Origin of the sequence: Streptomyces sp. N50, assembly GCF_033335955.1 — a bacterium.
Classification (GTDB): Bacteria; Actinomycetota; Actinomycetes; order Streptomycetales; family Streptomycetaceae; genus Streptomyces.
Genome location: NZ_CP137549.1, coordinates 7,551,558 through 7,575,527, shown reverse-complemented (window position 1 = coordinate 7,575,527; position 23,970 = coordinate 7,551,558). Strand labels below are relative to the sequence as shown.

Genomic DNA, 23,970 nt, shown 5'->3' with positions numbered 1-23,970 from the left:
CGTTCAGGCCACCGACCCGATCCTTCCCGTGGGCAGCGCCGTCGCGTCGTGATGGATGGGCGTGTGCGCCCCGGTGAGTGAAACGCCGCTGCCGCCACGCCGGTTGGCGACGATCTCCGCGGCGATCGACAGGGCCGTCTCCTCGGGCGTACGCGCGCCGAGGTCGAGCCCGATCGGGGACCTGAGCCGCGCCAACTCCATTTCCGTGACGCCGACTTCACGCAGGCGCTCGTTGCGGTCGAGGTGGGTGCGGCGGGAGCCCATCGCGCCGACGTACGCCACCGGGAGGCGCAGGGCGAGGTGGAGCAGCGGTACGTCGAACTTGGCGTCGTGGGTGAGGACGCACAGGACGGTACGGGCGTCGACGTCCGTGCGGGCGAGGTACTTGTGGGGCCACTCGACGACGATCTCGTCGGCGTCGGGGAAGCGGGTCCGGGTGGCGAAGACGGGGCGGGCGTCGCACACCGTCACGTGGTAGTTCAGGAACTTGCCGACGCGAACCAGTGCGGAGGCGAAGTCGATCGCGCCGAACACGATCATCCGGGGCGGCGGCACCGAGGACTCGACCAGGACGGTGAGCGGGGCCCCGCAGCGGGAGCCCTGCTCGCCGATCTCGACCGTGCCGGTGCGGCCCGCGTCCAAGTAGGCACCGGCCTCGGCGGCGACCGTGCGGTCCAGTTCGGGGTGGGCGCCGAACCCGCCGTCGTAGGAGCCGTCGGGGTGGACGACAATCGCGCGTCCCCGCAAGGGAGTTGGGCCGGAGACGATGCGGGCCAGGGCCGCCGCCCCGCCGCTCGTCGCGGTCGAGAGGGCGGCGGTGATCACCGGTCGGGCGGGGTCGCCGGCCCGTACCGGTGTGACGAGGATGTCGATGACTCCGCCGCAGGTCAGGCCGACGGCGAAGGCGTCCTCGTCGCTGTAGCCGAAGCGCTCCAGGACGGTTTCGCCGTCCGCGAGGGCCTGTTGGCACAGTTCGTAGACCGCGCCTTCCACACAGCCCCCGGAGACCGAGCCGATCGCCGTGCCGTCGGTGTCCACCGCGAGGGCGGCGCCGGGCTGGCGGGGCGCGCTGCCACCGACGGCCACCACGGTGGCGACGGCGAAGTCGCGGCCCTGCTCGACCCACCGGTGCAGCTCTTCGGCGATGTCCAGCATCTCTCGGTCTCCTAACGGGGGTGCGGGGTAAGGGGGTTGGGTGCGGCTAGTGCACGCCCAGCCAGCTCTCGAAGGGGTGGAGGGCGAAGTACACGAGGAAGATGACCGTCAGCCCCCACATGAAGGCGCCGATCTCCCGCGCCTTGCCTTGCGCGGTCTTGATGGCGACGTACGAGATGACTCCCGCCGAGACGCCCGCGGTGATGCTGTACGTGAACGGCATCACGACCACCGTCAGGAACACCGGGATCGCGGTGGCCCGGTCGGCCCAGTCCACGTGCCGGGCGTTCATCAGCATCATCGAGCCGATGACGACGAGGGCGGCGGACGCGACCTCCTGCGGGACGATCGCGGTGACCGGGGTGAAGAAGAGACAGGCCGCGAAGAACAGGCCGGTGACGACCGAGGCGAGGCCCGTTCGGGCGCCCTCCCCGACCCCCGTCGCCGACTCGATGAAGACCGTCTGGCCGGAGCCGCCCGCCACGCCGCCGATCGCGCCGCCGGCGCCGTCGATGAACAGTGCCTTCGACAGACCCGGCATCCGGCCCTTGGCGTCGGCGAGTTTGGCTTCCGTGCCGACGCCGATGATCGTGGCCATCGCGTCGAAGAAGCCGGCCAGCACGAGCGTGAACACGATCATGCCGACCGTCATCGCGCCGACCTTGCCCCAACCGCCGAACTCCACATGCCCGAAGAGCGAGAAGTCCGGCATCGAGACCGCGCTGCCGTGCAGTTCGGGGGCCGCGCCGCTCGCCCACTGCTTGGGGTCGATGACCCCGGCGGCGTTCAGGACCGAGGCGACGACCGTGCCGGTGATGATGCCGATGAGGATCGCGCCGGGCATGTCGCGGGCCTGGAGCATGAAGATCAGGAGCAGGGTGCCGGCGAACAACAGGACGGGCCAGCCCGCGAGTTCACCCGCCGGGCCCAGGGTGAGCGGGGTCGCCTTGCCCTGGTGCACGAAGCCGGATTTGTAGAAGCCGATGAGCGCGATGAACAGGCCGATGCCCATCGTGATGCCGTGTTTCAGCGCGAGCGGGATCGCGTTCATGATCATCTCGCGCAGGCCGGTGACGACGAGCAGCATGATGACCACGCCGTACAGGACGCACATGCCCATCGCCTGCGGCCAGGTCATCTGCGGGGCGACCTGCGAGGAGAGCACGCCGGAGACGGAGAGGCCGGCGGCGAGGGCGAGGGGCACCTTGCCGACGAAGCCCATCAGGAGGGTGGTGAAGGCCGCCGCGAACGCGGTCGCGGTGATCAGCCCTTTCTGGCCGAGCGTGTCCCCCGCGACGTCCTTGCCGGACAGGATCAGGGGGTTGAGCAGCAGGATGTACGCCATCGCCATGAAGGTGGTGACTCCGCCGCGCACCTCACGCGCGACGGTCGATCCCCGCCGGGATATGTGGAAGTACCGGTCGAGCCAGGACCGGTCGGCGGGGACGCGGGTTCCTTCACCCGAGTCCTCGGCGGCGGTCCTGGGTTCCACTGACTGCTGGGTCATGGGGCCATCTCCCAAGGTTCACAGGGGCACCCGTCGGCCGCCTCGGCGGCGCGCGGGATTTGGGATGGACGACCCGGGGGACGGCCCGAGACGAACAATGGGGACCTGGGGGGACCGACTCCCCCCAGGGCGTCACCGGTTGGGACCTCGAAAGGTCACGTGCCCGTGAGGTGCTCCGGGCGTACCGGTGTCCTGTTCAGTTCCAGTCCGGTCGCGTTCCGAATGGCCGCTAGTACGGCCGGAGTCGACGACAGGGTGGGGGCCTCGCCGATGCCGCGCAGCCCGTACGGGGCGTGCTCGTCGGCGAGTTCGAGCACATCGACCGGAATGGTCGGGGTGTCGAGGATCGTGGGGATGAGGTAGTCCGTGAAGGAAGGGTTGCGCACCTTCGCCGTCTTCGGGTCGACGATGATCTCCTCCATGACCGCGACGCCGAGACCTTGGGTCGTACCGCCCTGGATCTGGCCGATCACGGACAGCGGGTTGAGCGCCTTGCCGACGTCCTGCGCGCAGGCCAGCTCGATCACCTTGACCAGGCCGAGTTCGGTGTCGACCTCGACGACGGCGCGGTGCGCGGCGAACGTGTACTGGACGTGCCCGAAGCCCTGTCCCGTACGGAGGTCGAACGGCTCGGTCGCGCGGTGACGCCACTCGGCCTCGATCTCGACGGACTCGCCTTCGAGGACGTCGGCCAGATCGGCGAGGACCTCGCCGGCGTCGGTGACCACCTTGCCGCCCTCCAGCAGGAGTTCGGCGGTGGCCCAGGCCGGGTGGTAGGTGCCGAGCTTGCGACGGCCCATCTCCAGGACCTTCTCGCGGACCAGCTCGCAGGAGTTCTTGACGGCGCCACCGGTGACGTACGTCTGCCGGGACGCGGAGGTCGAACCGGCGCTGCCCACCTGGGTGTCCGCCGGGTGGATCGTCACCTGGGCGACGCCCAGCTCGGTGCGGGCGATCTGCGCGTGGACGGTGACTCCGCCCTGGCCGACCTCCGCCATCGCGGTGTGCACGACGGCGACGGGCTCGCCACCCACAACTTCCAGGCGGACCTTGGCCGTTGAGTAGTCGTCGAAGCCCTCGGAGAAGCCGACGTTCTTGATGCCGACCGCATAGCCGACGCCGCGCACGACGCCTTCGCCGTGCGTCGTGTTGGACAGGCCGCCGGGCAACTGCCGTACGTCGGCGGCCTCTCCGGCCGCGAGCCACTGCTGCTCGGGCGGCATGGGCATCGCCTTGACGCGGCGCAGGAGTTCGGCGACCGGCGCCGGGGAGTCGACCGGCTGCCCGGTCGGCATGATCGTGCCCTGCTCCATCGCGTTGAGCTGACGGAACTCGACCCGGTCCATGCCCACCTTGTCGGCGAGCTTGTCCATCTGGGCCTCGTAGGCGAAGCACGCCTGGACCGCGCCGAAGCCGCGCATCGCGCCGCAGGGCGGGTTGTTGGTGTAGAGCGCGATGGCCTCGATGTCGACGTCGTCGATGACGTACGGTCCGGCGCCGAGCGACGAGGCGTTTCCTACGACGGCCGGGGACGCCGACGCGTAGGCGCCGCCGTCTAGCACGATGCGGGCCTTGAGGTGGGTGAGCTTGCCGTCCTTCGTGGCGCCGTGCTCGTAGTGGAGCTTGGCGGGGTGGCGGTGGACGTGCCCGAAGAAGGACTCGAAGCGGTTGTAGACGATCTTCACGGGTTTGCCGGTGCGCAGGGCCAGCAGGCAGGCGTGGATCTGCATCGACAGGTCCTCGCGGCCGCCGAACGCGCCGCCGACGCCGGAGAGCGTCATGCGGACCTTGTCCTCGGGCAGGCCGAGTACGGGCGCGATCTGCTTGAGGTCGGAGTGCAGCCACTGGGTCGCGATGTAGAGGTCGACGCCGCCGTCCTCGGAGGGGACCGCCAGTCCGGACTCCGGGCCGAGGAACGCCTGGTCCTGCATGCCGAAGGTGTACTCGCCCTCGACGATGAAGTCGGCGCGCTCCCGGGCCTTTTCGACGTCTCCCCGGACGATCGGCTGACGGTGGACGATATTCGGGTGCGGGACATGGCCGATGTGGTGGTCGTCGCGGCCCTCGTGGATGAGGATCGCGTCCGGCGCGGTCGCGGACAACTCGTCGGTGATGACGGGGAGTTCGCGGTACTCGACCTTGATCTTGGCGGCGGCGCGGCGGGCCGTCTCCGGGTGGTCGGCGGCGACGATCGCGACCGGCTCGCCGTGGTGGCGGACCTTGCCGTGCGCGAGGACCGGGGTGTCCTGGATCTCCAGGCCGTAGTTCTTCACGTCGGTCGGGAGGTCGTCGTAGGTCATGACGGCGTAGACGCCCGGGGTCTTCAGGGCCTCGACAGTGTCGATGGAGACGATCTCGGCGTGCGCGACCGTGGAGCGCAGGATCTGGCCCCAGAGCATGTCCTCGTGCCACATGTCGGACGAGTACGCGAACTCGCCGGTGACCTTGAGGGTGCCGTCCGGGCGGAGCGTGGACTCGCCGATGCCGCCCTTGGTCTTGGAACCCTGGGTGACCTTGGTGGGAGTGCCGATGGGGGAGCCTTTTGCGGAGGTGCCGGGCATGTCAGACCGCCTCTCCCTGCCGGGCGGCCGCCAGGCGGACCGCGTCCATGATCTTCTCGTAGCCGGTGCAGCGGCACAGGTTGCCCGAGAGCGCCTCGCGGATGTCCGCGTCGGTCGGGGTCGGGTTGTGCTCCAGCATCTCGTCGGCGGCGACGAGGAGTCCGGGGGTGCAGAAGCCGCACTGGACGGCGCCGGCGTCGATGAACGCCTGCTGGATGGGGGCAAGTTGAGTACCCTCACCGGTCTGGGAGTCGAGCGGTTTCGCCGCCCAGCCCTTGGCCTCGTCAACTGACGTACCGTGGGCGCCCGTTGCGCAACTCCCGTGCTCCGCACGCTGCTTGGCGTAGTCCGCGAGCCCTTCGACGGTGACGACCTCGCGCCCTTCGACCTGCCCGGCCGCGACCAGACAGGAACACACCGGAATGCCGTCGAGCCGGACGGTGCAGGAACCGCACTCCCCTTGCTCGCAGGCGTTCTTGGAGCCGGGCAGCCCCATCCGTTCGCGCAGCACGTACAAGAGGCTCTCGCCCTCCCACACGTCGTCCGCTTCCTGCGGGCGGCCGTTGACCGTGAAATTGACGCGCATCAGGCGACACTCCCCTTCTCGATGGAGCGGCCGTCAGTGCCGCGGTACGACTCCCAGGTCCAGGTCAGGGTGCGGCGGGCCATGATGCCGACCGCGTGGCGGCGGTAGCTGGCCGTGCCCCGGACGTCGTCGATCGGGTTGCAGGCGGCGGAGCACAGGTCCGCGAACTGCTTGGCGACCGACGGCGTGATGATCTTCCCGTTGTCCCAGAATCCGCCCTCGTCGAGCGCGGCGTTCAGGAATTCCTCGGCGGCCTTCGCCCGGACGGGGGTCGGCGCGGCCGATCCGATGCCGGTGCGGACCGTGCGGGTGGCGGGGTGCAGGGCGAGGCCGAAGGCGCACACGGCGATGACCATGGCATTCCGCGTGCCCACCTTGGAGTACTGCTGCGGGCCGTCGGCCTTCTTGATGTGGACGGCCCTGATCAGTTCGTCGGGCGCGAGCGCGTTGCGCTTCACGCCGGTGTAGAACTCGTCGATCGGAATACGGCGGCTGCCGCGCACCGACTCGGCCTCGACCTCGGCGCCGGCCGCGAGGAGCGCGGGGTGGGCGTCGCCGGCCGGGGAGGCGGTGCCGAGGTTGCCGCCGACGCCGCCGCGGTTGCGGATCTGCGGGGAGGCGACCGTGTGCGAGGCGAGGGAGAGGCCCGGCAGCTCGCCGCGCAGGTTCTCCATGATCCGGGTGTACGGGACCGAGGCCCCGAGCCGTACGCTGTCGGCGCCGACCTCCCACTCGTAGAGGTCGCCGACGCGGTTCAGGTCGAGCAGGTACTCGGGCCTGCGGTGGTCGAAGTTGATCTCGACCATCACATCGGTGCCGCCCGCGATGGGTACTGCGGTGGGGTGCTCTGCCTTGGCGGCGAGCGCCTCCTCCCAGCTGGCGGGGCGAAGGAAGTCCATGACCGGCTCTCTTCTTCGTCTCGTGGGTCGTACGGATCAAGCCAGTTCGTGTGCGGCGGGTCCGGCTCGTTCATGTGCTGTTAATGCAGCGTGAGGTCAGTACACAGCGCCGTGCGCGGAGCGGGTCAGTCACGGAAACCATGAAGGAGTTGGCTGGCCAGCGCGGGCATCTTGTAGATTCATATGAACAGAGGTCATCAGTAACCCCTTCGATTCCCTGTGGAAACGTGGGAAACAGCCCCGCACGGCCCTGCACCCACAGCACCTCTTGGTTCATCGTAGTTTTCTAGACAAAGAACGGCGGCGACGGCGATGCGGCTGCGCGCACTTCTGGACACCGATGCGCTGGGGCTGCGGCTGCTCGGCGGCGCGGACGAGCTGGACCGCACGGTCCGCGGGGTGATGACCACCGACCTGCGCGACCCCAGCCGCTACCTCTCGGGCGGCGAGCTGGTCCTGACCGGCCTGGCCTGGCGCCGGAACGCGGCCGACACCGAGCCGTTCGTACGACTCCTGGTCTCCGCCGGGGTCGCCGCGATGGCCGCCGGCGAGGCCGAGCTGGGCGCGATCCCGGACGACCTCATAGCCGCCTGCGCCCGGCACCGGCTGCCGCTGTTCGCGGTCAACGAGTCGGTGGCGTTCGCGACGATCACCGAGCATGTCGTACGGCAGGTCTCCGGCGAGCGGGCCGGTGACCTCGCGGCCGTGGTGGACCGGCACCGGCGGATGATGACCTCGGGTCCTGCCGGGGGCGGCCCGGACGTGGTCCTGGATCTGCTCGGCTCCGACCTGGATCTGCGGGCGTGGGTGCTGTCGCCGACCGGGCGGCTGATCGCGGGTTCGAAGGTGTCGGGTCCCGCGCTGCCCGTCGACGTGTGCGCGAAGCTGGCCGCCGAGCACCTGGCCGCCGCCCGCACGGGCCGCCGGGGACCGCACCGGCTGGCGCTGGGCGGCTCGACGTACTCCCTCTTCCCGATCCGCAGTGGTGGCCGCGCCCCGCAGGGTTCGCGGGACGTGCGCGAGACGGTGCTGTCGGACTGGCTGCTCGCGGTCGAGGCGGACGCCGGGGACTGGCCGGACGAGCGCCTGGACCTGCTCCAGGGCGTCACGCAGCTGATCGCGGTCGAGCGGGACCGGCGGGACGCGGCGCGCACGGTCCGCAGACGGCTCGCGCAGGAGGTCCTGGAGCTGGTGCAGACGGGCGCCGCACCCGCCGAGATCGCCGCGCGTCTACGGGTCGCCGCTCCCGTCCTGCTGCCCGGGCTCGGGGCGGCCCCGCACTGGCAGGTGGTCGTGGCCCGGGTCGAGTGGGAGGGCGCGGACATCGAGGCGGGCCCGGTAGCGCAATCGCTGCTGGAGGAGATCCTGGTCGACCCGCTGACGACGGGCCCCGAGCCCTCCGACCGGATCGCCGTGGCCCACTCGGGCGACGAGGCGATCGCGCTCGTACCGCTGCCCGCGGTGTCGGCGGAGCACGACGGTTCCGAGTCCGGGCTCCACGCGGACGTGCTCCTGGCGGCCGTACGGGATCCGCTGTCGGCCGGGCTCGACGACGACGGGCGGGTCACGCTCGGGGTGAGCGCGGCGGTGCACTCGGCGGAGGGGTTGCGCGGGGCGCTGGAGGAGGCGCGGCACGCACGGCGGGTCGCCGCCGCCAGGCCGGGCCGGGTGTGCGCGGCCGGGCACCAGGAGCTGGCCTCGCACGTCCTCCTCCTGCCCTTCGTGCCGGACGACGTACGGCGGGCCTTCACCGCGCGCCTCCTCGACCCGCTGCGGGACTACGACCGCCGGCACCGCGCGGAGCTGATCCCGACGCTGGAGGCGTTCCTGGAGTGCGACGGTTCCTGGACGCGCTGCGCGACCCGGCTGCACCTGCACGTCAACACGTTGCGCTACCGGGTCGGCAGGATCGAGCAGTTGACGAGTCGCGACCTCTCGCGCCTTGAGGACAAGCTGGATTTCTTCCTGGCACTGCGGATGAGCTGACCGGAAGATCCCACGACTTTGTGAATTCTTTCACCCACCCTCTTGGCCGGGCCCTACGATCCGTGCTGAGATGCCACCACTCAACAGCTCAATGGTGTGCTCGGGGAGGGCAACGTGGCGCATTCCGCCATGTCTGGACACGGAACGACCGAAGGTGACGATCCCCTCCAGACCGCGGTGTGGCGGCTGCGCTCGCGGGCCTGCTGGGTCGACGCGGCGGCGCTGCTGCGGCCCGACACCGCGGCACCGGCCCTCCAGCGGACCGCGCTGCTCGTGGAGCGGTGTCTCTACACCGAGCAGGGCTGGGAGGACGCCGACGACGCGCTGCGGACGGCCGAGGCACTGGCCCACAGCGACGACGAGCGGGGCGCGGCGGCCTGTGAACGCGGCTACCTCGCCTACGCGGCCACGCTGCACTCTGTGCGCGACCGGGCCGACGAGGCACGGGCCGCGCTCGGGCGGGCGGCGGCGCTGATCCCGCCGGACGGCGCGGGGCGCGCGCTGCTGGACTTCCGGCGCGGGCTGGTCGCGGAGAACCTGGCCCGCTCACCGCAGGCCGCGCGGGCCGCGTACCGCCGCGCCCACGCGGCCGCCGCCGACCGGGCCGACCCCCTGCTCCTCTCCTTCACCCACCGCCACCTGGCCGGACTCGCCCTGCGCGACGGCGAGTTGGCGGAGGCCCGCCACGGCTTCGCCGAATCCCTGCGCATCCGCGAGGAGTTGGGCTACCTCGTCGGCACGGCCCCCGCCCTCGCATCCCTCGCGGACGCGGAAGCCGAGCCGGAGGCATCCCGCCTGCGCGAGGAAGCGCGACGCCTCTTCCGGCTCCTCGGCGGCGTACCGACCTGGCTGGCACGACAGTTGGCGGTGCCCGCGCCGGGGGCGGCTACGGCGTAGGTCTGGCCGTCGGTGCGGCTCTGCCCCTCGCCACCCTCGCCGACGCCGAGGCCGAACCGGAGGCATCCCGGCTGCGCGAGGAAGCGCGACGCCTCTTCCGGCTCCTCGGCGGCGTACCGACCTGGCTGGCACGACAGTTGGCGGTGCCCGCGCCGGGGGCGGCCACCGCGTAGGTCAGGAGCCGTTCGTCCGGTTCTGCACGACGTTCACGACGTGGTGGACGAAGTGCAGGACGGACGACCGGAGTTCGGGGTCGCGGGCGACCAGCACCACGACGGCGACGAGCAGGAGGAAGCTCAACAGGCCGCCGCCGGAGCGGGAGTGACCGCGCCGGGCGCCCGCCTGTGCGGCCCGCATCCCGTCCTCCGCCGCCCGGCGTGCGGACTGTTCGGCACCTCGCTGTGCGGCCTGCTGGCCCGGATTCGGAAACATCGGCGTTCTCCCCCGCGGATCGGTCATCCCTTTCCGTGGGGCACGTCACCGGCGTCCGGGTGGGTTCCCGGTACGGGCCACGGTCGCCCGACCCGGACCCGCTCGTGACCGGAGTCACATATTCGACGTCACGCCGATCCCGCGAAGTGCTCCTGCACCAGGGACCGCACCACGTCCCACTCCCCCGCGGCCAACGCGTCGAGGAGCGCGAGGTGTTCGGCCGCGTCGGCGACCAGGTCGGCCCGTCCGCGCGTGACCGGACCGCCGACCAGCGGCCACTGGGCGCGGCGGTGCAGGTCCTCGGCGATCTGGACGAGCTGTTCGTTGCCGGCGAGCGCGAGCACCGCGCGATGGAAGGCCCGGTCGGACTCGGCGTACGTCGCCCGGCACCCGGAGGCCGCGGCGCGGACGGTCCCCTCGGCCAGCGGGCGCAGGTCGGCCCAGCGGGCGGCGGGCACGGTACGGGCGAGCCGGAGCATCACCGGTACCTCGATCAGGGCGCGGATCTCGGCCAGTTCGGCGAGTTCGCGGGCACCCCGCTCGATCACCCGGAAGCCCCGGTTCGGTACGACCTCGACGGCACCCTCGGTGGCGAGCTGCTGCATCGCCTCGCGCACGGGCGTGGCGGAGACCCCGAACCGCTCACCGAGCGCGGGCGCGGAGTACACCTCGCCCGGGGTCAGCTCCCCGCCGACGAGCGCGGTGCGCAGCGCGTCCAGTATCTGACCGCGCACGGAGGGCCGCTGGAGGACCTGACGGGGGCGCGGGATCGGCGTCTCGCTGTGCGTGTGCTCACCGCGCACCGCACCGGTGCCGTCCGCGAGACCCCGGTCCCGGTCCACGTCGGCGGCGCGCTGCTGCGGCGGCACCCGGGAGCCCCGGGCGGGCGCGTCCGGAACACCCGTCCCGGCGGAGCCCTGCGTGCCCTGCTTCACGGGTCCTCCTCCGGACGTGTCGGTACTTGGGGTCATTACGGCGTCTTGTTACTCGTCCGTCAAGCACCTTAGGCGCAGATCGGACTAGTTCAAATCCCGGGAGGGTTGGGTAAGGTAAGCCTTACCTCTACACCAACGGCGAATCGGTGGTCCCGGCATGCCCCTGCCCTCTTCGGCCGTAGCGGACTCGTACGCCCGCCTCACCGAGGTCATCCCCGGGCTCGCGATCACCGAACTCACCCCGGACCAACCGACTCCCACCGGCGGCGGCTGGATCTCGGCAGCCTCGCTCGCGGAGGGCGGCGAGGGCCTGGAGGCGTTCCTGGCCCGGGACGACGCCCAGGTCCTGCGCGACCACGGCCGCCGGGGCCGCCCGGACGTGATAGCCACCTTCGGCCTGCACCGCTACGCCTGGCCGGTCGTCCTCCTGTTCACCGTCCCCTGGTTCCTGCACCGCCGCGTCCCCCGCCTCCCTGTGACCCACGTCTCCTACGACCGCACGGCCGAGGGCTTCGACATGGGCCGGCTGGCCGTCCGCACCGACTCCTTCGCCTGCCTGCCCGGCGACCCGGCGGCAGGGCTGCCCGGCGCCCGGGTGGTCCCGGACGAGGAGGCACTGCGGGCCGAGGTGCGGGCCGCGGTCGCCGAGCACATGGAACCCGTCCTGGCCGGCTTCGGCCCGCGGATGCGGCGGCGGGGCCGCGCCCTGTGGGGCATGGCGACCGACGAGGTCGTCGAGGGCATCTGGTACGTCGCCGACCTCTTCGGCGAACAGCCGCGCGCCGTAAGGGAGTTGGAGCGGCTGCTGCCGGGCGCGACCAAGCCGTACGTCGGATCGGCCGCGTTCCGCGAGGTCACCGGCCCCAACGGCGAGGCGCTGTCCACCCGGGACCGGGCGAGCTGCTGCATGTACTACACGCTGGACGCGCTGGACGCCTGCCCGACCTGCCCGCGCACCTGCGAGACCGAGCGGGTCACCAAGCTGCTGGCTGCCGCCGCGAGTTGAGGCACCCTCAGTCACACACTCCACTCAACGCCCGCTAGGATCAGCCGCGAACAAGGCGTCCGTCCGGTTACAGGTGCTTCACAACTTCCTCACTTGCCGCAGGAACTTTCCGTGGAACCACCCGTACGGGTAGTCTTATTCGAACTCAACTCCCGCCCCTCAAGCGGCAGTTCGAGCAGAAAGCCGTCCTGGGCATCCCCTTGCACCTCCTTGGCGGCCTCTTGCCCCGAAAACGCCTGAGGGCCGTTGGGATTGGGCCACTATGGCGGGCGTTACGCCCTATCCCAATGCAAGGGACCCCAGATGAGACTGACCGACATATCGCTTAACTGGCTGCTTCCCGGCGCCGTACTGCTCCTGGGCATGCTGGCGGCGGTTGCGGTGCTCGCGCGGAGCAAGCGGTCCGGCGGGGAGCACGCGAAAGACGACTCGTGGGAGCGCACGGAGGAGCGCCGCAGGCGCAAGGAGGCCATATACGGCATCGCCTCCTACGTCCTTCTGTTCTGCTGTGCGGCGGTCGCCGCGGCACTCTCCTTCCACGGACTGGTCGGCTTCGGCCAGGAGAACCTCGGCCTCACCGACGGCTGGGAGTACCTGGTCCCGTTCGGCCTCGACGGCGCGGCCATGTTCTGCTCGGTGCTCGCGGTCCGCGAGGCCAGCCACGGTGACGCGGCCCTCGGCTCGCGCATACTCGTGTGGACGTTCGCGGCCGCGGCCGCCTGGTTCAACTGGGTGCACGCGCCCAGGGGTGTCGACCACGCGGGCGCTCCGCAGTTCTTCTCCGGCATGTCGCTGTCGGCCGCGGTCCTCTTCGACCGTGCGCTGAAGCAGACCCGCCGGGCCGCGCTGCGCGAGCAGGGTCTGGTGCCGCGTCCGCTGCCGCAGATCCGTATCGTCCGCTGGCTGCGGGCCCCCCGTGAGACCTACAGCGCCTGGTCGCTGATGCTCCTGGAGAACGTCCGCAGCCTGGACGAGGCGGTCGACGAGGTGCGCGAGGACAAGGCGAAGAAGGAGGAGACCCGACTGCGCCGCCGCGACCAGCAGCGGATCGAGCGGGCTCAGCTCAAGGCCATAAGCCGGGGCCAGCGCGGCCTCATCGGTCGGGGCGGCGGCCGCTCGTCGGAACCGCAGGCCCTGGAGCGCGGTTCCGGACAAGCATCCGCGGAGCCTGCTCTATCGACGCCGGAACAGCTGCCGGTTCGCACGCGTCCCTCACTCCAGCCAGTCCGCGGGGCATCTGACCCGATAACCGTCGACCTCACCGCCGAGGACGACACGATGGCCCTGCCGCGGCTCGACTCCCTGGAGCGCAAGCTCAAGGACCTGGAGCAGCAGTTCGGCTGAGCCGAGGGCTGAGAACCTGAATCCGGGACCGGGCGACAGACGGGGCGGGGGCGGAGTCCAACTGGACGCCGCCCCCGCCCCGTTGCTCATGCCACGTCCGAATCCAGCTCGAACCAGACGGACTTGCCGACCCCGTGGGCCGACACTCCCCAGGCGTCCGCGAGGGACTGCACCAGGACCAGGCCCCGCCCGTGCGTACCGTCGTCGGCGTCCGGTACGCGCAGTCGGGGCCTGCGGGCCACGAAGTCCCGTACCTCCACGCGCAGTCCACGGGGTCCGACGGTCGCCGTGAGCACGGCGTCGTGGTCGGTGTGGATCAGCGCGTTGGTGACGAGCTCACTCGTGAGCAGCTCCGCTATCTCCGATCGTCCCGGCCTCCCCCAGTGCCGTAGCAGTTCACGCAACGCTCTGCGCGCCTCGGGCACCGCCCGCAGGTCCGCGCGTCCGAGTCTGCGCCTCAGTTGAGGCGGCTGCGCCGGTTCCGTGGCGCTGTCGGCCTTGTCCTGTGCCGCTTTCGCCGAGGAGGCCCCGATCGCCATGGGACCGCCCCCTCGTGCTTGCCTCTTCATGACCCCCGCCTGCACGCCGGTTTCCGGTTCCCTCCTGCTCGAACACGTTCACGGGGATCCATGCCCTCGTCGGGAACGGGGCAGTCATGTCGAATCGTCAACGACCGGGTGTTCGGCCATAAACGCTGCGTGACCGGCGGGGCGGAGGAATCGGGGGGAGTGCCGTCCGAAGGGTCGAACGGCCACGGTACGGAGCATGCGGCCCGGGTGGGGCGGCCGGGGCGTTCCCCTCCGGGGCGGCGAGGCTCCCGGCGGCGGGACCAGACACCCCGTGACGTCCTGACCACCGGCGATCGAACCGACTGCCGATGCGCGGCTGCCGATCCGGCCGTAGTCCGCGAAGGCGTGGGGCCCCTGGTCCCCCCGGACCTCCCCCGAGCCCCACACTCCGCGAAACTGGCCGGAATCAGCCGTTCGGGAACCGCCAACAGCCCCTCTGCGGGCCCTACTTGCGACCGATGCCCTTCGTGCCGATGTGGATGATCTTGTGGGTCGTGCGGGTCATGTCGACGATCAGCTTGGTGGTGTCGCCGCCGCCCCACGTCAGGGTGATGGCGGCCTCGGTGTAGTCGGCGGTGCCGTTGTCCGTGACCTTCCAGCTCATCGGGGTGTTCTGCGCCTGGAGGACACCGTCCGCGTGGTTCTTCGCCTCCCAGGCCTTCAGCTCCTTGAGGTAGGCCGGGGTGAGGTAGTAGCTGCGCAGCTGTGTGGCCAGCTTGCCGCCGCCGTTGTCCAGGTCGCTCTCGGCGTCGATGTAGGCGCCGTAGAAGTCGGCGATGCGGGTGATGTTGTCGTCCGGCGAACCGCTCACGGTGCGCGGGGCGCCGGCGGAGGCCTGGGCCGCCACACCCAGCCCGAGGGCGAGGGCGAGACCGGCGGCGAGTGCGGTGCGGCGCGTGGCCTTCTTGCTGTTCACGTGTGTTTCCCCGTTTCGGTTCGGTGCCGTGCTGCGGTCGCACCGAGCTTCGGCGTACGGCGCCGACGACCGCAATGACCGACACCGAACCCGCGACGGTGGAACCGTCCCACCCCGTCTGACCTCCTGGTACAGGGAGTCCCTGGGATGCCGTCCTGGGACGCGACACGCACGGGAGCAAGGGTGTCGGGCGAGGCCAACGACAAGGACGTCGAGGAGTTCGCGGCGCTGCTACGGCGCCTGAAGGCACGCACGGACCGCAGCTACAGCCAGCTGGCCCGCCGCCTGAACATGAACGCCTCGACCCTGCACCGCTACTGCGTCGGCGAGGCGGTCCCCCTCGACTTCGCCCCCGTCGAACGCTTCGCGGCGCTGTGCGGGGCGACACCGGAGGAGCGGCTGGAGCTGCACCGGTACTGGATCCTGGCGGTGGCGGCGAAACAGCGGCGACGGGAGGCGGGGGCGACGGGGGCTCCGGCGGTGGCGGGGGCTCCGGCGGTCGACGGGCCGGTACCCGCTGCCGACGAACCGCCGGTGCCCGCCGTCCGCTCGCCCTGGTACCGGCGACGGCTCACCCTCACCGCGGCCGTGGTGTGCACGGTGCTCGCGGTGTGGGGCACCCTGTCGGCGGTGTCCACCCACGACACGGCCAAGTCCAAGGCCGGGGTGGGGACCGGGGCCGGGACCAACACCGGCGCCACGGCCGAGGCCACCCCGTCCGCCCTCCCCGCTCCCCTCACCTGGACCGCCGACTCCCAGGTCTGGGAGCTCGGCTGCGACCACGACTACGTCATCGACAAGGCACCGAAGGACGTGCCCCCGCCTCCGGTCCAGCAGGACGCCGGGGCCTGGGCGGCGACCCAGCACGCGGTGCACGGCGGGCAGACGAACGTGGAGATCTCGGTGCAGGGCCGGAGCTCGACGGCCGTGGTCCTGAAGGCACTTCGGGTCCGGGTCGTCGGCCGCACGGCACCCGCCCCGGGCATCGCCTACTCGATGGCCCAGGGCTGCGGCGGCGACATCACCCCGCGCTACTTCGGCGTGAACCTGGACGCCCACCGCCCGCTCGTCAAGCCGGAGCCGGGCAGTGACACGGGCAGGACGGTCCCGGTGGCGCACCTGCCGTACCGGGTATCGGCCACGGACCCGGAGGTCCTGCTGGTCAAGGCCCGCACCGGGACCTGCGACTGCCGCTGGTACCTGGAACTGGACTGGTCCTCCCAGGGCCGCACCGGCACCCTCCGCGTCGACGACCACGGCAGGCCGTTCCGCACGAGCGGCATCAAGGGCCTGCGCCACCTCTGGTACTCGTCGAACGGGTGGGTGCCGTACGACGGTTAGGCCCCGACAGGCCTAAGGCCGGGGCATGTTGCGGATGTTGGACCGGGCCATCTGCAGCATCCGCCCAACTCCCCCGTCCAGCACGATCTTTGACGCCGACAACGCGAACCCGGTGACCATCTCGGCGCTGATCTTCGGCGGGATGGACAGGGCGTTGGGGTCCGTGACGACGTCGACGAGGGCGGGGCCCTTGTGCTTGAAGGCCGCCTTCAGGGCGCCCTCAAGGTCTTTCGGCTTCTCGACCCGCACTCCATACGCACCGCACGCGCGGGCCACGGCGGCGAAGTCGGGGTTCTTGTTGGTGGTGCCGTACGACGGGAGCCCGGCGACCAGCATCTCCAACTCGACCATGCCCAGGGAGGAGTTGTTGAACAGGACGACCTTCACCGGCAGGTCGTACTGGACGAGGGTGAGGAAGTCGCCCATCAGCATGGAGAATCCGCCGTCGCCCGACATCGACACGACCTGCCGCTCGGTGTCGGTGAACTGGGCGCCGATCGCCATCGGCAGCGCGTTCGCCATCGAGCCGTGCGAGAACGAACCGATGATGCGGCGGCGGCCGTTGGGCGTGATGTAACGCGCGGCCCACACATTGCACATGCCTGTATCAACCGTGAACACAGCGTCCTCGTCGGCCAGTTCGTCGACCACGGCCGCCACATACTCCGGATGGATCGGTACGTGCTTCTCGACCTTCCGCGTGTACGCCTTGACGACGCCCTCCAGCGCGTCGGCGTGCTTCTTGAGCATCCGGTCGAGGAACTTCCGGTCCCCCTTCGGCTTCACCCGCGGGGTGAGACAGCGCAGCGTCTCCTTCGCGTCGCCCCACACCGCGAGGTCCAACTTCGAACGCCGGCCGAGGTGTTCGGGCCGTACGTCGATCTGGGCGATCTTCACGTCGTCGGGCAGGAACGCGTTGTACGGGAAGTCGGTGCCGATGAGGATCAGCAGGTCGCACTCGTGGGTGGCTTCGTAGGCGGCGCCGTAACCGAGCAGACCGCTCATCCCCACGTCATACGGGTTGTCGTACTGAATCCACTCCTTGCCGCGCAGGGCGTGTCCGATCGGGGACTTGATCTTCCCGGCGAACTCCATGACCTCGGCGTGCGCGCCGGCGGTGCCGCTGCCGCAGAACAGGGTGACCTTCTCCGCCGCGTCGATCATCTCGACGAGCTTGTCGATCTCGGCGTCGCCGGGGCGGACGGAGGGCCGGGAGGTGACGAGGGCGGTCTCGGCGGCCTTGTCCGGGGCGGGCTCGGAGGCGATGTCGCCGGGAAGCGAGACGACGCTCACGCCGCTCTGTCCGACCGCGTGCTGGATGGCGGTCTGGAGGAGCCGGGGCATCTGCTTCGGGTTGGAGATGAGCTCGCTGTAGTGACTGCACTCCTGGAAGAGCCGGTCGGGGTGGGTCTCCTGGAAGTACCCGAGGCCGATCTCGCTGGACGGGATCTGCGAGGCGAGGGCGAGGACCGGGGCCATGGAGCGGTGGGCGTCGTAGAGGCCGTTGATGAGGTGCAGGTTGCCGGGGCCGCAGGAGCCGGCGCAGGCCGCGAGCTTCCCGGTTATCTGTGCTTCGGCGCCGGCGGCGAAGGCGGCGGTCTCCTCGTGCCGTACGTGGATCCAGTCGATGGCGGAGTTGCGACGGATGGCGTCGACGACCGGGTTGAGGCTGTCGCCGACGACGCCGTAGAGGCGCTTGACTCCGGCGCGGACGAGGATGTCGACGAACTGTTCGGCAACGTTCTGCTTGGCCATGGTTCTCGCGTGCCCTTCGGTTTCCTGTGTCCTACGGATCCCTCTGGGTTCCATGAATTCACAGCCCGGGCGCTCACGCCTCCCAAACAGCGGCGGCCGTGCGGTCGTCGGCATAACCCTTGACCCGCACTTGGGTGTCGGCGAGGAACGCGGCGAGACCGGGCGGGGTGGTGCGCGACCACCGTCCCGCCAGATGCGCGGACAGCTCGGGCTCGCCGCGCAGCGGTTCGGCCAGCCCGCCGGTGCACATCAACAGAGTGTCGCCCGGGCGGGCCACGGAGGCACGGAAGCGGAAGGGTTCGCGGGGCGGTTCGGGGGCGGGTTCGTACGGGCTCGGGGGCGTCGGAATCCCGAGGTCCATGGTCAGCCGGTCCCCCTCGGGCGTCTCGGCGGGCTGCGACCCGAACCCGACGACGGCCTCGCCGGTCAGGTCGCCGACGGTGGGCTCGATGTCCTGCCACTCCCCGTCCCGCAGCCGGAACAGCCCGCCGGCCCCGACCCCGAAGAACACGCGCGTACGGCACTCCGGGTGGGCGGGGAGGAGAAGGCACCGCAGGCCGGCCGAGTACTCCTCGGGGTCGATGCCCTGCTCGGCGGCGCTGGCACGCAGCTTGCCGAGGCTGCGGTCGGTGAGCCGGTGCAGCCCGGACTTCAGGTCTCCGCGCCGAGCGGCCCTTATGTCCTCGGAGAGCCGCGCGTGACTGCGCCCCACGGCCCGCGCGATCCAGTCACAGGCCTCGGCGGCGGCCCGATGCGCCCCCGGTGTGGCCCGGGCCCCGGTGGCCATCGCCACCAGCACCAACGCCTGCTCCCCGACCCCGAACCGCGCCGTCAGCAACGAATCCCGCCGCGGCTCCCCCCGGAACCGCGCGGAGTCCCCCCGCACGGAAGCAGCCCTGATCGTGCTCGCCCCGTACCGCGCCCCGTCCAGCACGGTGTCCGCGACCAGATCGTCGAGCTCGTCCGGGTCGGCGAGCGGGAGGGCGGTGGGCTCGGGGTCGTAGGTGGGGGGTCCGGAGCCTACGTAGTCGGGGGTGAGGGGGGCGGAGGTGGGAGGGGGTGGGGGCGCTGCGAGGGCGGGGAGGTTGGGGGGTGGGGTGAGCGGGAGGGGCTGGGGGGCGGGCTCGGCCGGAGGCTGGGGGTAGGGGCGCGGGTCGAACGGGCCGTCCGGGCGGGGGGATTGGGGAGCGGGGGTGGATGGGGGCCGCGGAGAGAGGGCGGGGTTCGGGGCGGAACGCCTGTCGGGGCGGAGGTCTTCCGGAGCCGCGGTGGGACTGTCGGCAGGGGGTGCCGGAACAGCCGACGACTGCGGATAGGGACGCGGAGAAGACAGGCCACCCGAGACGGACCCCCCGTCGGGGCGAAGGCCCTCCGGAGCCGCGGTGGGACTGTCGGCAGGGGGTGCCGGAACAGCCGACGACTGCGGATAGGGACGCGGAGAAGACGGGCCATCCGGGGCGGACCCCCCGTCGGGGCGAAGGCCCTCCGGAGCCACGGTGGGACCGTCGGCAGGGGGCGCCGGAACAGCCGACGACTGCGGGTAGGGGCGTGGGAAGGACGGACCATCCGAGACGGACCGCCCATCGGGCCCGAGGCCCTCCGGAGCCACGGTGGGGCTGTCGGCAGGGGGCGCCGGAACAGCCGACGACTGCGGACCGTCCGGACGGAGAGGCTGCGTAGCGCCGGTGGGATCCTCGGCGGGGCGTGCGGGAGCCGCCGCCGACCGCTGGGCGGAAAGCCCGTCCGGAGGGAGGTCCCCCGAAGCTACGACGGGGTTGTCGGCAGGAGGTGCGGGAGCCGCCGGTCGCGGCGGATACGCGGGCGGAAGCTCCGCACCGGCGGGCCGCTGAGGGTCGGCGGGCCAGAGGCCGGGCTGTGTTTCCGCGTGCGGGCCCTGCCGGGGTGGCGCGGGCGGGGCCGTGTCTTCGGAAGGCACGGGCGTGAACACCGGAGGCTCGAAACTCGGGCCCGCACCAGGCGCGGTCGGCGCCACAGGCAGGAACACCGGAGGCTCAACACCCGGATCCACACCAGGCACGACCGGCGCCACAGGCGTGAACACCGGAGGCTCAACGCTCGGTTCCGCACCGGGTGCGGCCGGCGCCGCAGGTGTGAACACCGGAGGCTCGCCGTACGGAGTCGAGCCGTCGGCTCCCGGAACCGCAGCCGCAGGCGGGCGTTCACCCGGAGCAGCGACACCCGGCACGTCACCCCGGAGAGGACCGGACCCACCGGCACTCCCCGCAAAACCGCCCCCAGTCCCGCCCGCCCCCGACGCTCCGGCCGGGCCACCACCGTCCGCACCCGACCCCGGCCCGACGACCGGCGCCTGTGCCGCGGCAGCAGAGGTCCCAGGTGTCTCCGCCGGCCCCCGGAGCATGGGCCCCGGCGGGACCGCAGCAGATCCCGGAGCTGCCGCAGGCGACGGCTCCCACCCGCCCCGCGCTGAAGCGGAACCCGTACCGGCAGGCAGCTCCGAGTCGGGCCGGGCTCCCGCGCGGGGCCCCGGGACACCCGGGCCCACCGGATGGTCCCGCTCGTCCGCCGGAGGCACCCGTACCGTCCCGGCCGCCGAGGCGAACCGTTCGTCGACGGAGTCCCCCGCGCCCGTGGGCCCCGTGTCCTGCGCCGTGTCGTCGTACAGCTGGCTCCACCAGTCGTCCTCGTGACCGGTCGGCGTTCCCCCCTGCTGGCTCATGCCCCTAATTGTCCACCGCACGGGCCAGTTGGAAACGGGGCGTCCGGAAAATCGGACGCGAGCCCCTCCTCTAACGGCGTGTCGGACGACCTGCCGAACACCCGTCCGCCACCGGGGACACAGGGCGACGCAGGGTCGCCGGACGGTCCCACCCCCCACGGGAGAACCGCCCGGCGACAACTGAGTGACCCGGCCCCAACTCCCCTGCGTGCCGGCGCACGACATGGGCCCGGGTCACGTTCCAAGTGACCGAATCCCGCTGCGGGTTCGGCCCACCAAGTCCCGAGTGTGACCGGCTTTCCTGAAGCTCCCCTGTGATTCACGCCGGTCTCCCCCATGAACCACCCCATGACCCACCGCGCGCGAACCCGCAGGCCACAAAGGCCCAATACCGGCATTACGGGCGGCAGTTGATGCCCCGGTGGCGCAACCTTGGCAGAGTGACGGGTGGTACCGCGATGATGTGCCGAGGCGGTTTCGCGCCGTGGCTGTTTCCCGCCACGGCGCGCGGGACGCAGGACACGGGACACAGGGCACGGGACGCGACGGAGTCTTCGGGGAGAGGCGGCACCTGGTGCTGGGAGCGATAGGCCTGGACGAGGCACACGAGTCGGCGTACCGGGCCCTGGTGTCCGTCGGCGCCGCGGACGTGCCCGATCTCGCCCGACGGCTGACCCTCGGGGAGTACGACACCGAGCGCGCCCTGCGCCGCCTGGAACGGCACGGACTCGCCGCCCAGTCCTCGGCCCGCCCCGGCCGGTGGGTCGCCGCCCCGCCCGGGGTCGCCCTCGGCGCGCTGCTCACCCAGCAACGCCACGAACTCGAGAAGGCGGAACTGGCGGCCGCGCTGCTCGCCGAGGAGTACCGCGCCACCGCCGCCGAACCCGCCGTACACGACCTGGTGGAGGTGGTGATCGGCGCCGCGGCCGTCACCCAGCGCTTCCTCCAGCTCCAGCTCGGCGCGACCGAGGAGGTGTGCGCGCTGGTCACCGGGACCCCGGTCGCCGTCACCGGCATGGAGAACGACGCGGAGGAACAGGCCGCCGACCGCGGGGTCCGCTACCGCGTCGTCCTCGAACGCGCGGTCCTCGACCAGCCGGACGGCATCACCGAACTCACCGCCGCGCTCAGCCGCGACGAACAGGTACGGGTGGTCGACAAGGTCCCGACCAAGCTGGTGGTCGCCGACCGGACCCTCGCGCTGGTCCCGCTGACCTCGCACACAGCGGAGCCCGCCGCACTCGTCGTGCACGCGAGCGGCCTGCTGGAACTGCTCTCCGGGCTCTTCGAGTCGATCTGGCGGGACGCCCTCCCCCTGCGCCTCGGCGCGTCCGGCCCCACCGAGCAGAACCCCGACGGCCCCGACGCCACCGACCTGGAGGTGCTGTCCCTGCTGCTGGCCGGGCTGACCGACGCGAGCGTCGCGAAACAGCTCGACCTGGGCCTGCGCACGGTTCAGCGCCGGGTGAAACGCCTGATGGAGCTGACCGGCGTCACGACCCGGCTGCAACTGGGCTGGCACGCCTACGAACGGGGCTGGGTCGCCCGTACCTGACCTGCGGTTTCACCGTCCGTCCCGCACGCTGGACAGATGGGAGTGGGTGAACTCCTCCTGGTCGGCGTCGTCCTCCTGCTCGGCCTGTGCGGAGTCTTGGTGCCCGGAGTGCCGGGGTCGTGGCTGGTGTGGGCCGCGGTCCTGTGGTGGGCGCTGAAGGACCCGCAGCCGGTGTCCTGGGGCGTCCTCGTGGGCGCCACGGTCGTCCTCTTCCTCTCCCAGGTCGTCCGCTGGGCGCTGCCGCCCCGCCGCCTGCGCGCGAGCGGCGCGACCCCCCGAATGGGCGTGTACGCCGGTGCCGGCGCGTTCCTCGGCTTCGTCCTGATCCCCGTGCTCGGCGCGATCCCCGGCTTCATGGCCGGCATCTACCTCCACGAACGCCTCCGCCTGGGCCGCCACGGCGAGGCCATGGCCTCCCTCCGTACGGCGATGCGCTCGGGCGGCTCCAGCGTCCTGACCGAACTGTTCACCTGCCTGCTGATCATGGGCGCGTGGGTGGGCGCGGTGATCTGGGGCTGACCCTCAGCCGAGCGTGGTCAGGTCGACCGTCTCGGCGAGCGCCCGCATTCCGGCGTCGTTGAAGTGCAGGTGATCACCGCAGTCGTAACCGGGCAGGATCCGCTGCGGCCGCGCCGGGTCACGGACGGCCGCGTCGAAGTCGACCACCGCGTCGAAGGGCCCGCCCCCACGGATGAACCCGTTGATCTCCTGCCGCACGGCTTCGCGGGCCGCCGTGTAACCGCTGCTGCCGCCGTACGGCGTGAGGGTCGCGCCGATGACACGGATCCCGTACGCGTGGGCCCGGCTCACGAGGGTGCGGTACGCGTCCTCGAAGGCGGCGGGGTCGGTGGCGTTCGGGGTGCCCTTGATGTCGTTGATGCCCTCCATGAGGATCACCACCCGCACTCCCGACCTAGACAGGGCGTCGGCGTCGAGACGGGACAGGGCGCTCGGTCCTACGTCGTCGCGCAGCAGCCGGTTCCCGGAGATACCGGCGTTGAGGACACCGAGGCGGCGGTACGACGGCAGGGTGCCGAGACGTTCGGCGAGCCGGTCGGGCCAGCGGCGGTTGGCGTCACGGGTGGAGCCGTTGCCGTCGGTGAGGGAGTCTCCGAAGGCTACGACGCTGCCGGCCGCCGGGGCGTCGAGGACGTCGACACCGGTGACGTAGTACCAGGAGGTGGTGGTCGCCGTGTACGCGGAACCGTCGACATCGGCGGTCCGATTCCCTTGCGGGGCACGGTAGTTGGTCTGCCCGGCCGCGCGGTGGTAGGTCGCAGGACCGGAGTCGTCGGGTGTGTGGACGGTGACGAGCAGGTCCGCCGCGTCGGGCACGGCGAGCGGTACGGGATCGCTGACGAGGTCCTCGCCCACCGGAACGGTGACCGTCCCGGCACCCGCGAAGGTGGCGACCCGCATCGAACCGGGCACGGCGTCCGGACCCGTCTCGCGCAGGGCGACGGTCACCGCGTCGAGGCGGAGGGGCGCGGTACCGAGCCGGTTGGTGAGCCGGACGCGGGTGGCGCTGCCGCCGACGCTGAGGTGCACGACGTTGCGGAAGGAGGCGCCGGGCTGGGCCGGGGCGGTTCCGGAGGGGGCGGCTTCCCAGGTGCCGGTCCAGGTGGCCGCCGCCCCACCGGCCGGCCCCTCGGCTGTCGCCGTCCCCTCCCCAACTCCCGCTCCCAGCACACACACCAGCAGTGCTACGACGACCCGTCCGGCCCCGACCATGAGCGCTCCGCCTCTTCCCGCCAGCCACAAGGAAGGCGACCGTGGCACGCCGGAACGGGCGGACGGCGGAGCATCACCGGCGCCGGGCCCCGCGTCC

The 23,970-nt window shown here is 71.6% G+C and carries 19 protein-coding genes; 7 read left to right on the top strand and 12 right to left on the bottom strand.

The window, feature by feature from the left end; translation table 11 throughout:
- Positions 1-3 precede the first annotated feature (3 nt).
- The 5 genes from R2B38_RS33755 to R2B38_RS33735 all read right to left on the bottom strand — a co-directional run bounded on the left by R2B38_RS33755 (position 4) and on the right by R2B38_RS33735 (position 6,708).
- Positions 4-1,155, bottom strand: coding sequence for an XdhC/CoxI family protein (locus R2B38_RS33755; protein ID WP_318019600.1), 1,152 nt, complete (start codon positions 1,153-1,155; stop codon positions 4-6).
- Between the two features lie 46 nt (positions 1,156-1,201).
- Positions 1,202-2,662 (bottom strand): NCS2 family permease, encoded by a 1,461-nt coding sequence (locus R2B38_RS33750; RefSeq protein WP_318019599.1) that lies wholly within the window; start codon positions 2,660-2,662, stop codon positions 1,202-1,204.
- Between the two features lie 155 nt (positions 2,663-2,817).
- The gene (locus tag R2B38_RS33745) at positions 2,818-5,223 is read right to left on the bottom strand and encodes a xanthine dehydrogenase family protein molybdopterin-binding subunit (protein WP_318019598.1); all 2,406 of its coding nucleotides are present in this window, start codon (positions 5,221-5,223) and stop codon (positions 2,818-2,820) included.
- Between the two features lies 1 nt (position 5,224).
- Positions 5,225-5,809, bottom strand: a complete 585-nt coding sequence (locus R2B38_RS33740; protein ID WP_318019597.1) for a (2Fe-2S)-binding protein — start codon at positions 5,807-5,809, stop codon at positions 5,225-5,227.
- Positions 5,809-6,708 carry a xanthine dehydrogenase family protein subunit M gene (locus R2B38_RS33735; protein ID WP_318019596.1) on the bottom strand — a complete coding sequence of 300 codons (900 nt, stop codon included), beginning with the start codon at positions 6,706-6,708 and terminating at the stop codon, positions 5,809-5,811. The genes R2B38_RS33740 and R2B38_RS33735 overlap by 1 nt, the downstream gene beginning before the upstream one ends.
- Before the next feature lie 312 nt (positions 6,709-7,020).
- Between R2B38_RS33735 and R2B38_RS33730 the strand changes: the two genes are divergently transcribed.
- Positions 7,021-8,694, top strand: coding sequence for a PucR family transcriptional regulator (locus R2B38_RS33730; protein WP_033279533.1), 1,674 nt, complete (start codon positions 7,021-7,023; stop codon positions 8,692-8,694).
- 129 nt (positions 8,695-8,823) lie between these two features.
- Positions 8,824-9,591, top strand: coding sequence for a hypothetical protein (locus R2B38_RS33725; protein WP_318019595.1), 768 nt, complete (start codon positions 8,824-8,826; stop codon positions 9,589-9,591).
- 174 nt (positions 9,592-9,765) lie between these two features.
- On the opposite strand, the gene R2B38_RS33720 is transcribed toward R2B38_RS33725, so the two are convergent.
- Positions 9,766-10,023 carry a hypothetical protein gene (locus R2B38_RS33720; RefSeq protein ID WP_318019594.1) on the bottom strand — a complete coding sequence of 86 codons (258 nt, stop codon included), beginning with the start codon at positions 10,021-10,023 and terminating at the stop codon, positions 9,766-9,768.
- A gap of 128 nt (positions 10,024-10,151) precedes the next feature.
- Entirely contained in the window at positions 10,152-10,958 is an 807-nt protein-coding gene (locus R2B38_RS33715; RefSeq protein ID WP_318019593.1) for a GntR family transcriptional regulator, read from the bottom strand.
- 157 nt (positions 10,959-11,115) lie between these two features.
- Here R2B38_RS33715 and R2B38_RS33710 point away from each other — a divergent pair, with 157 nt between their 5' ends.
- Together R2B38_RS33710 and R2B38_RS33705 are read left to right on the top strand one after the other, a co-directional pair.
- Positions 11,116-11,964: a (2Fe-2S)-binding protein gene (locus tag R2B38_RS33710; protein ID WP_318019592.1), complete on the top strand. Its 849-nt coding sequence runs from the start codon at positions 11,116-11,118 to the stop codon at positions 11,962-11,964.
- Positions 11,965-12,267: 303 nt separating this feature from the next.
- The gene (locus tag R2B38_RS33705; protein WP_033279537.1) at positions 12,268-13,308 is read left to right on the top strand and encodes a DUF2637 domain-containing protein; all 1,041 of its coding nucleotides are present in this window, start codon (positions 12,268-12,270) and stop codon (positions 13,306-13,308) included.
- Between the two features lie 86 nt (positions 13,309-13,394).
- Here R2B38_RS33705 and R2B38_RS33700 read toward each other — a convergent pair whose 3' ends face one another.
- The gene (locus R2B38_RS33700) at positions 13,395-13,847 is read right to left on the bottom strand and encodes an ATP-binding protein (RefSeq protein ID WP_318019591.1); all 453 of its coding nucleotides are present in this window, start codon (positions 13,845-13,847) and stop codon (positions 13,395-13,397) included.
- 475 nt (positions 13,848-14,322) lie between these two features.
- Complete coding sequence (locus R2B38_RS33695; RefSeq protein WP_318019590.1) at positions 14,323-14,793, bottom strand: hypothetical protein; 471 nt, start codon at positions 14,791-14,793, stop codon at positions 14,323-14,325.
- Positions 14,794-14,940: 147 nt separating this feature from the next.
- On the opposite strand from R2B38_RS33695, the gene R2B38_RS33690 reads away from it, so the two are divergent.
- Complete coding sequence (locus R2B38_RS33690; protein WP_318019589.1) at positions 14,941-16,134, top strand: helix-turn-helix transcriptional regulator; 1,194 nt, start codon at positions 14,941-14,943, stop codon at positions 16,132-16,134.
- A 12-nt stretch (positions 16,135-16,146) separates the two neighbouring features.
- On the opposite strand, the gene R2B38_RS33685 is transcribed toward R2B38_RS33690, so the two are convergent.
- The gene (locus tag R2B38_RS33685; protein ID WP_318019588.1) at positions 16,147-17,889 is read right to left on the bottom strand and encodes a pyruvate dehydrogenase; all 1,743 of its coding nucleotides are present in this window, start codon (positions 17,887-17,889) and stop codon (positions 16,147-16,149) included.
- Between the two features lie 73 nt (positions 17,890-17,962).
- The gene (locus R2B38_RS33680; RefSeq protein WP_411978517.1) at positions 17,963-19,498 is read right to left on the bottom strand and encodes a protein phosphatase 2C domain-containing protein; all 1,536 of its coding nucleotides are present in this window, start codon (positions 19,496-19,498) and stop codon (positions 17,963-17,965) included.
- 1,663 nt (positions 19,499-21,161) lie between these two features.
- Here R2B38_RS33680 and R2B38_RS33675 point away from each other — a divergent pair.
- Both R2B38_RS33675 and R2B38_RS33670 read left to right on the top strand, forming a co-directional pair.
- Positions 21,162-22,142 (top strand): helix-turn-helix transcriptional regulator, encoded by a 981-nt coding sequence (locus R2B38_RS33675; protein ID WP_318021859.1) that lies wholly within the window; start codon positions 21,162-21,164, stop codon positions 22,140-22,142.
- A gap of 36 nt (positions 22,143-22,178) precedes the next feature.
- Positions 22,179-22,661 (top strand): DUF456 domain-containing protein, encoded by a 483-nt coding sequence (locus R2B38_RS33670; protein WP_318019586.1) that lies wholly within the window; start codon positions 22,179-22,181, stop codon positions 22,659-22,661.
- Positions 22,662-22,664: 3 nt separating this feature from the next.
- Here the strand turns inward: R2B38_RS33670 and R2B38_RS33665 are convergent, their stop codons facing one another.
- Positions 22,665-23,873, bottom strand: a complete 1,209-nt coding sequence (locus R2B38_RS33665; protein ID WP_318019585.1) for an SGNH/GDSL hydrolase family protein — start codon at positions 23,871-23,873, stop codon at positions 22,665-22,667.
- Positions 23,874-23,970: the final 97 nt, after the last annotated feature.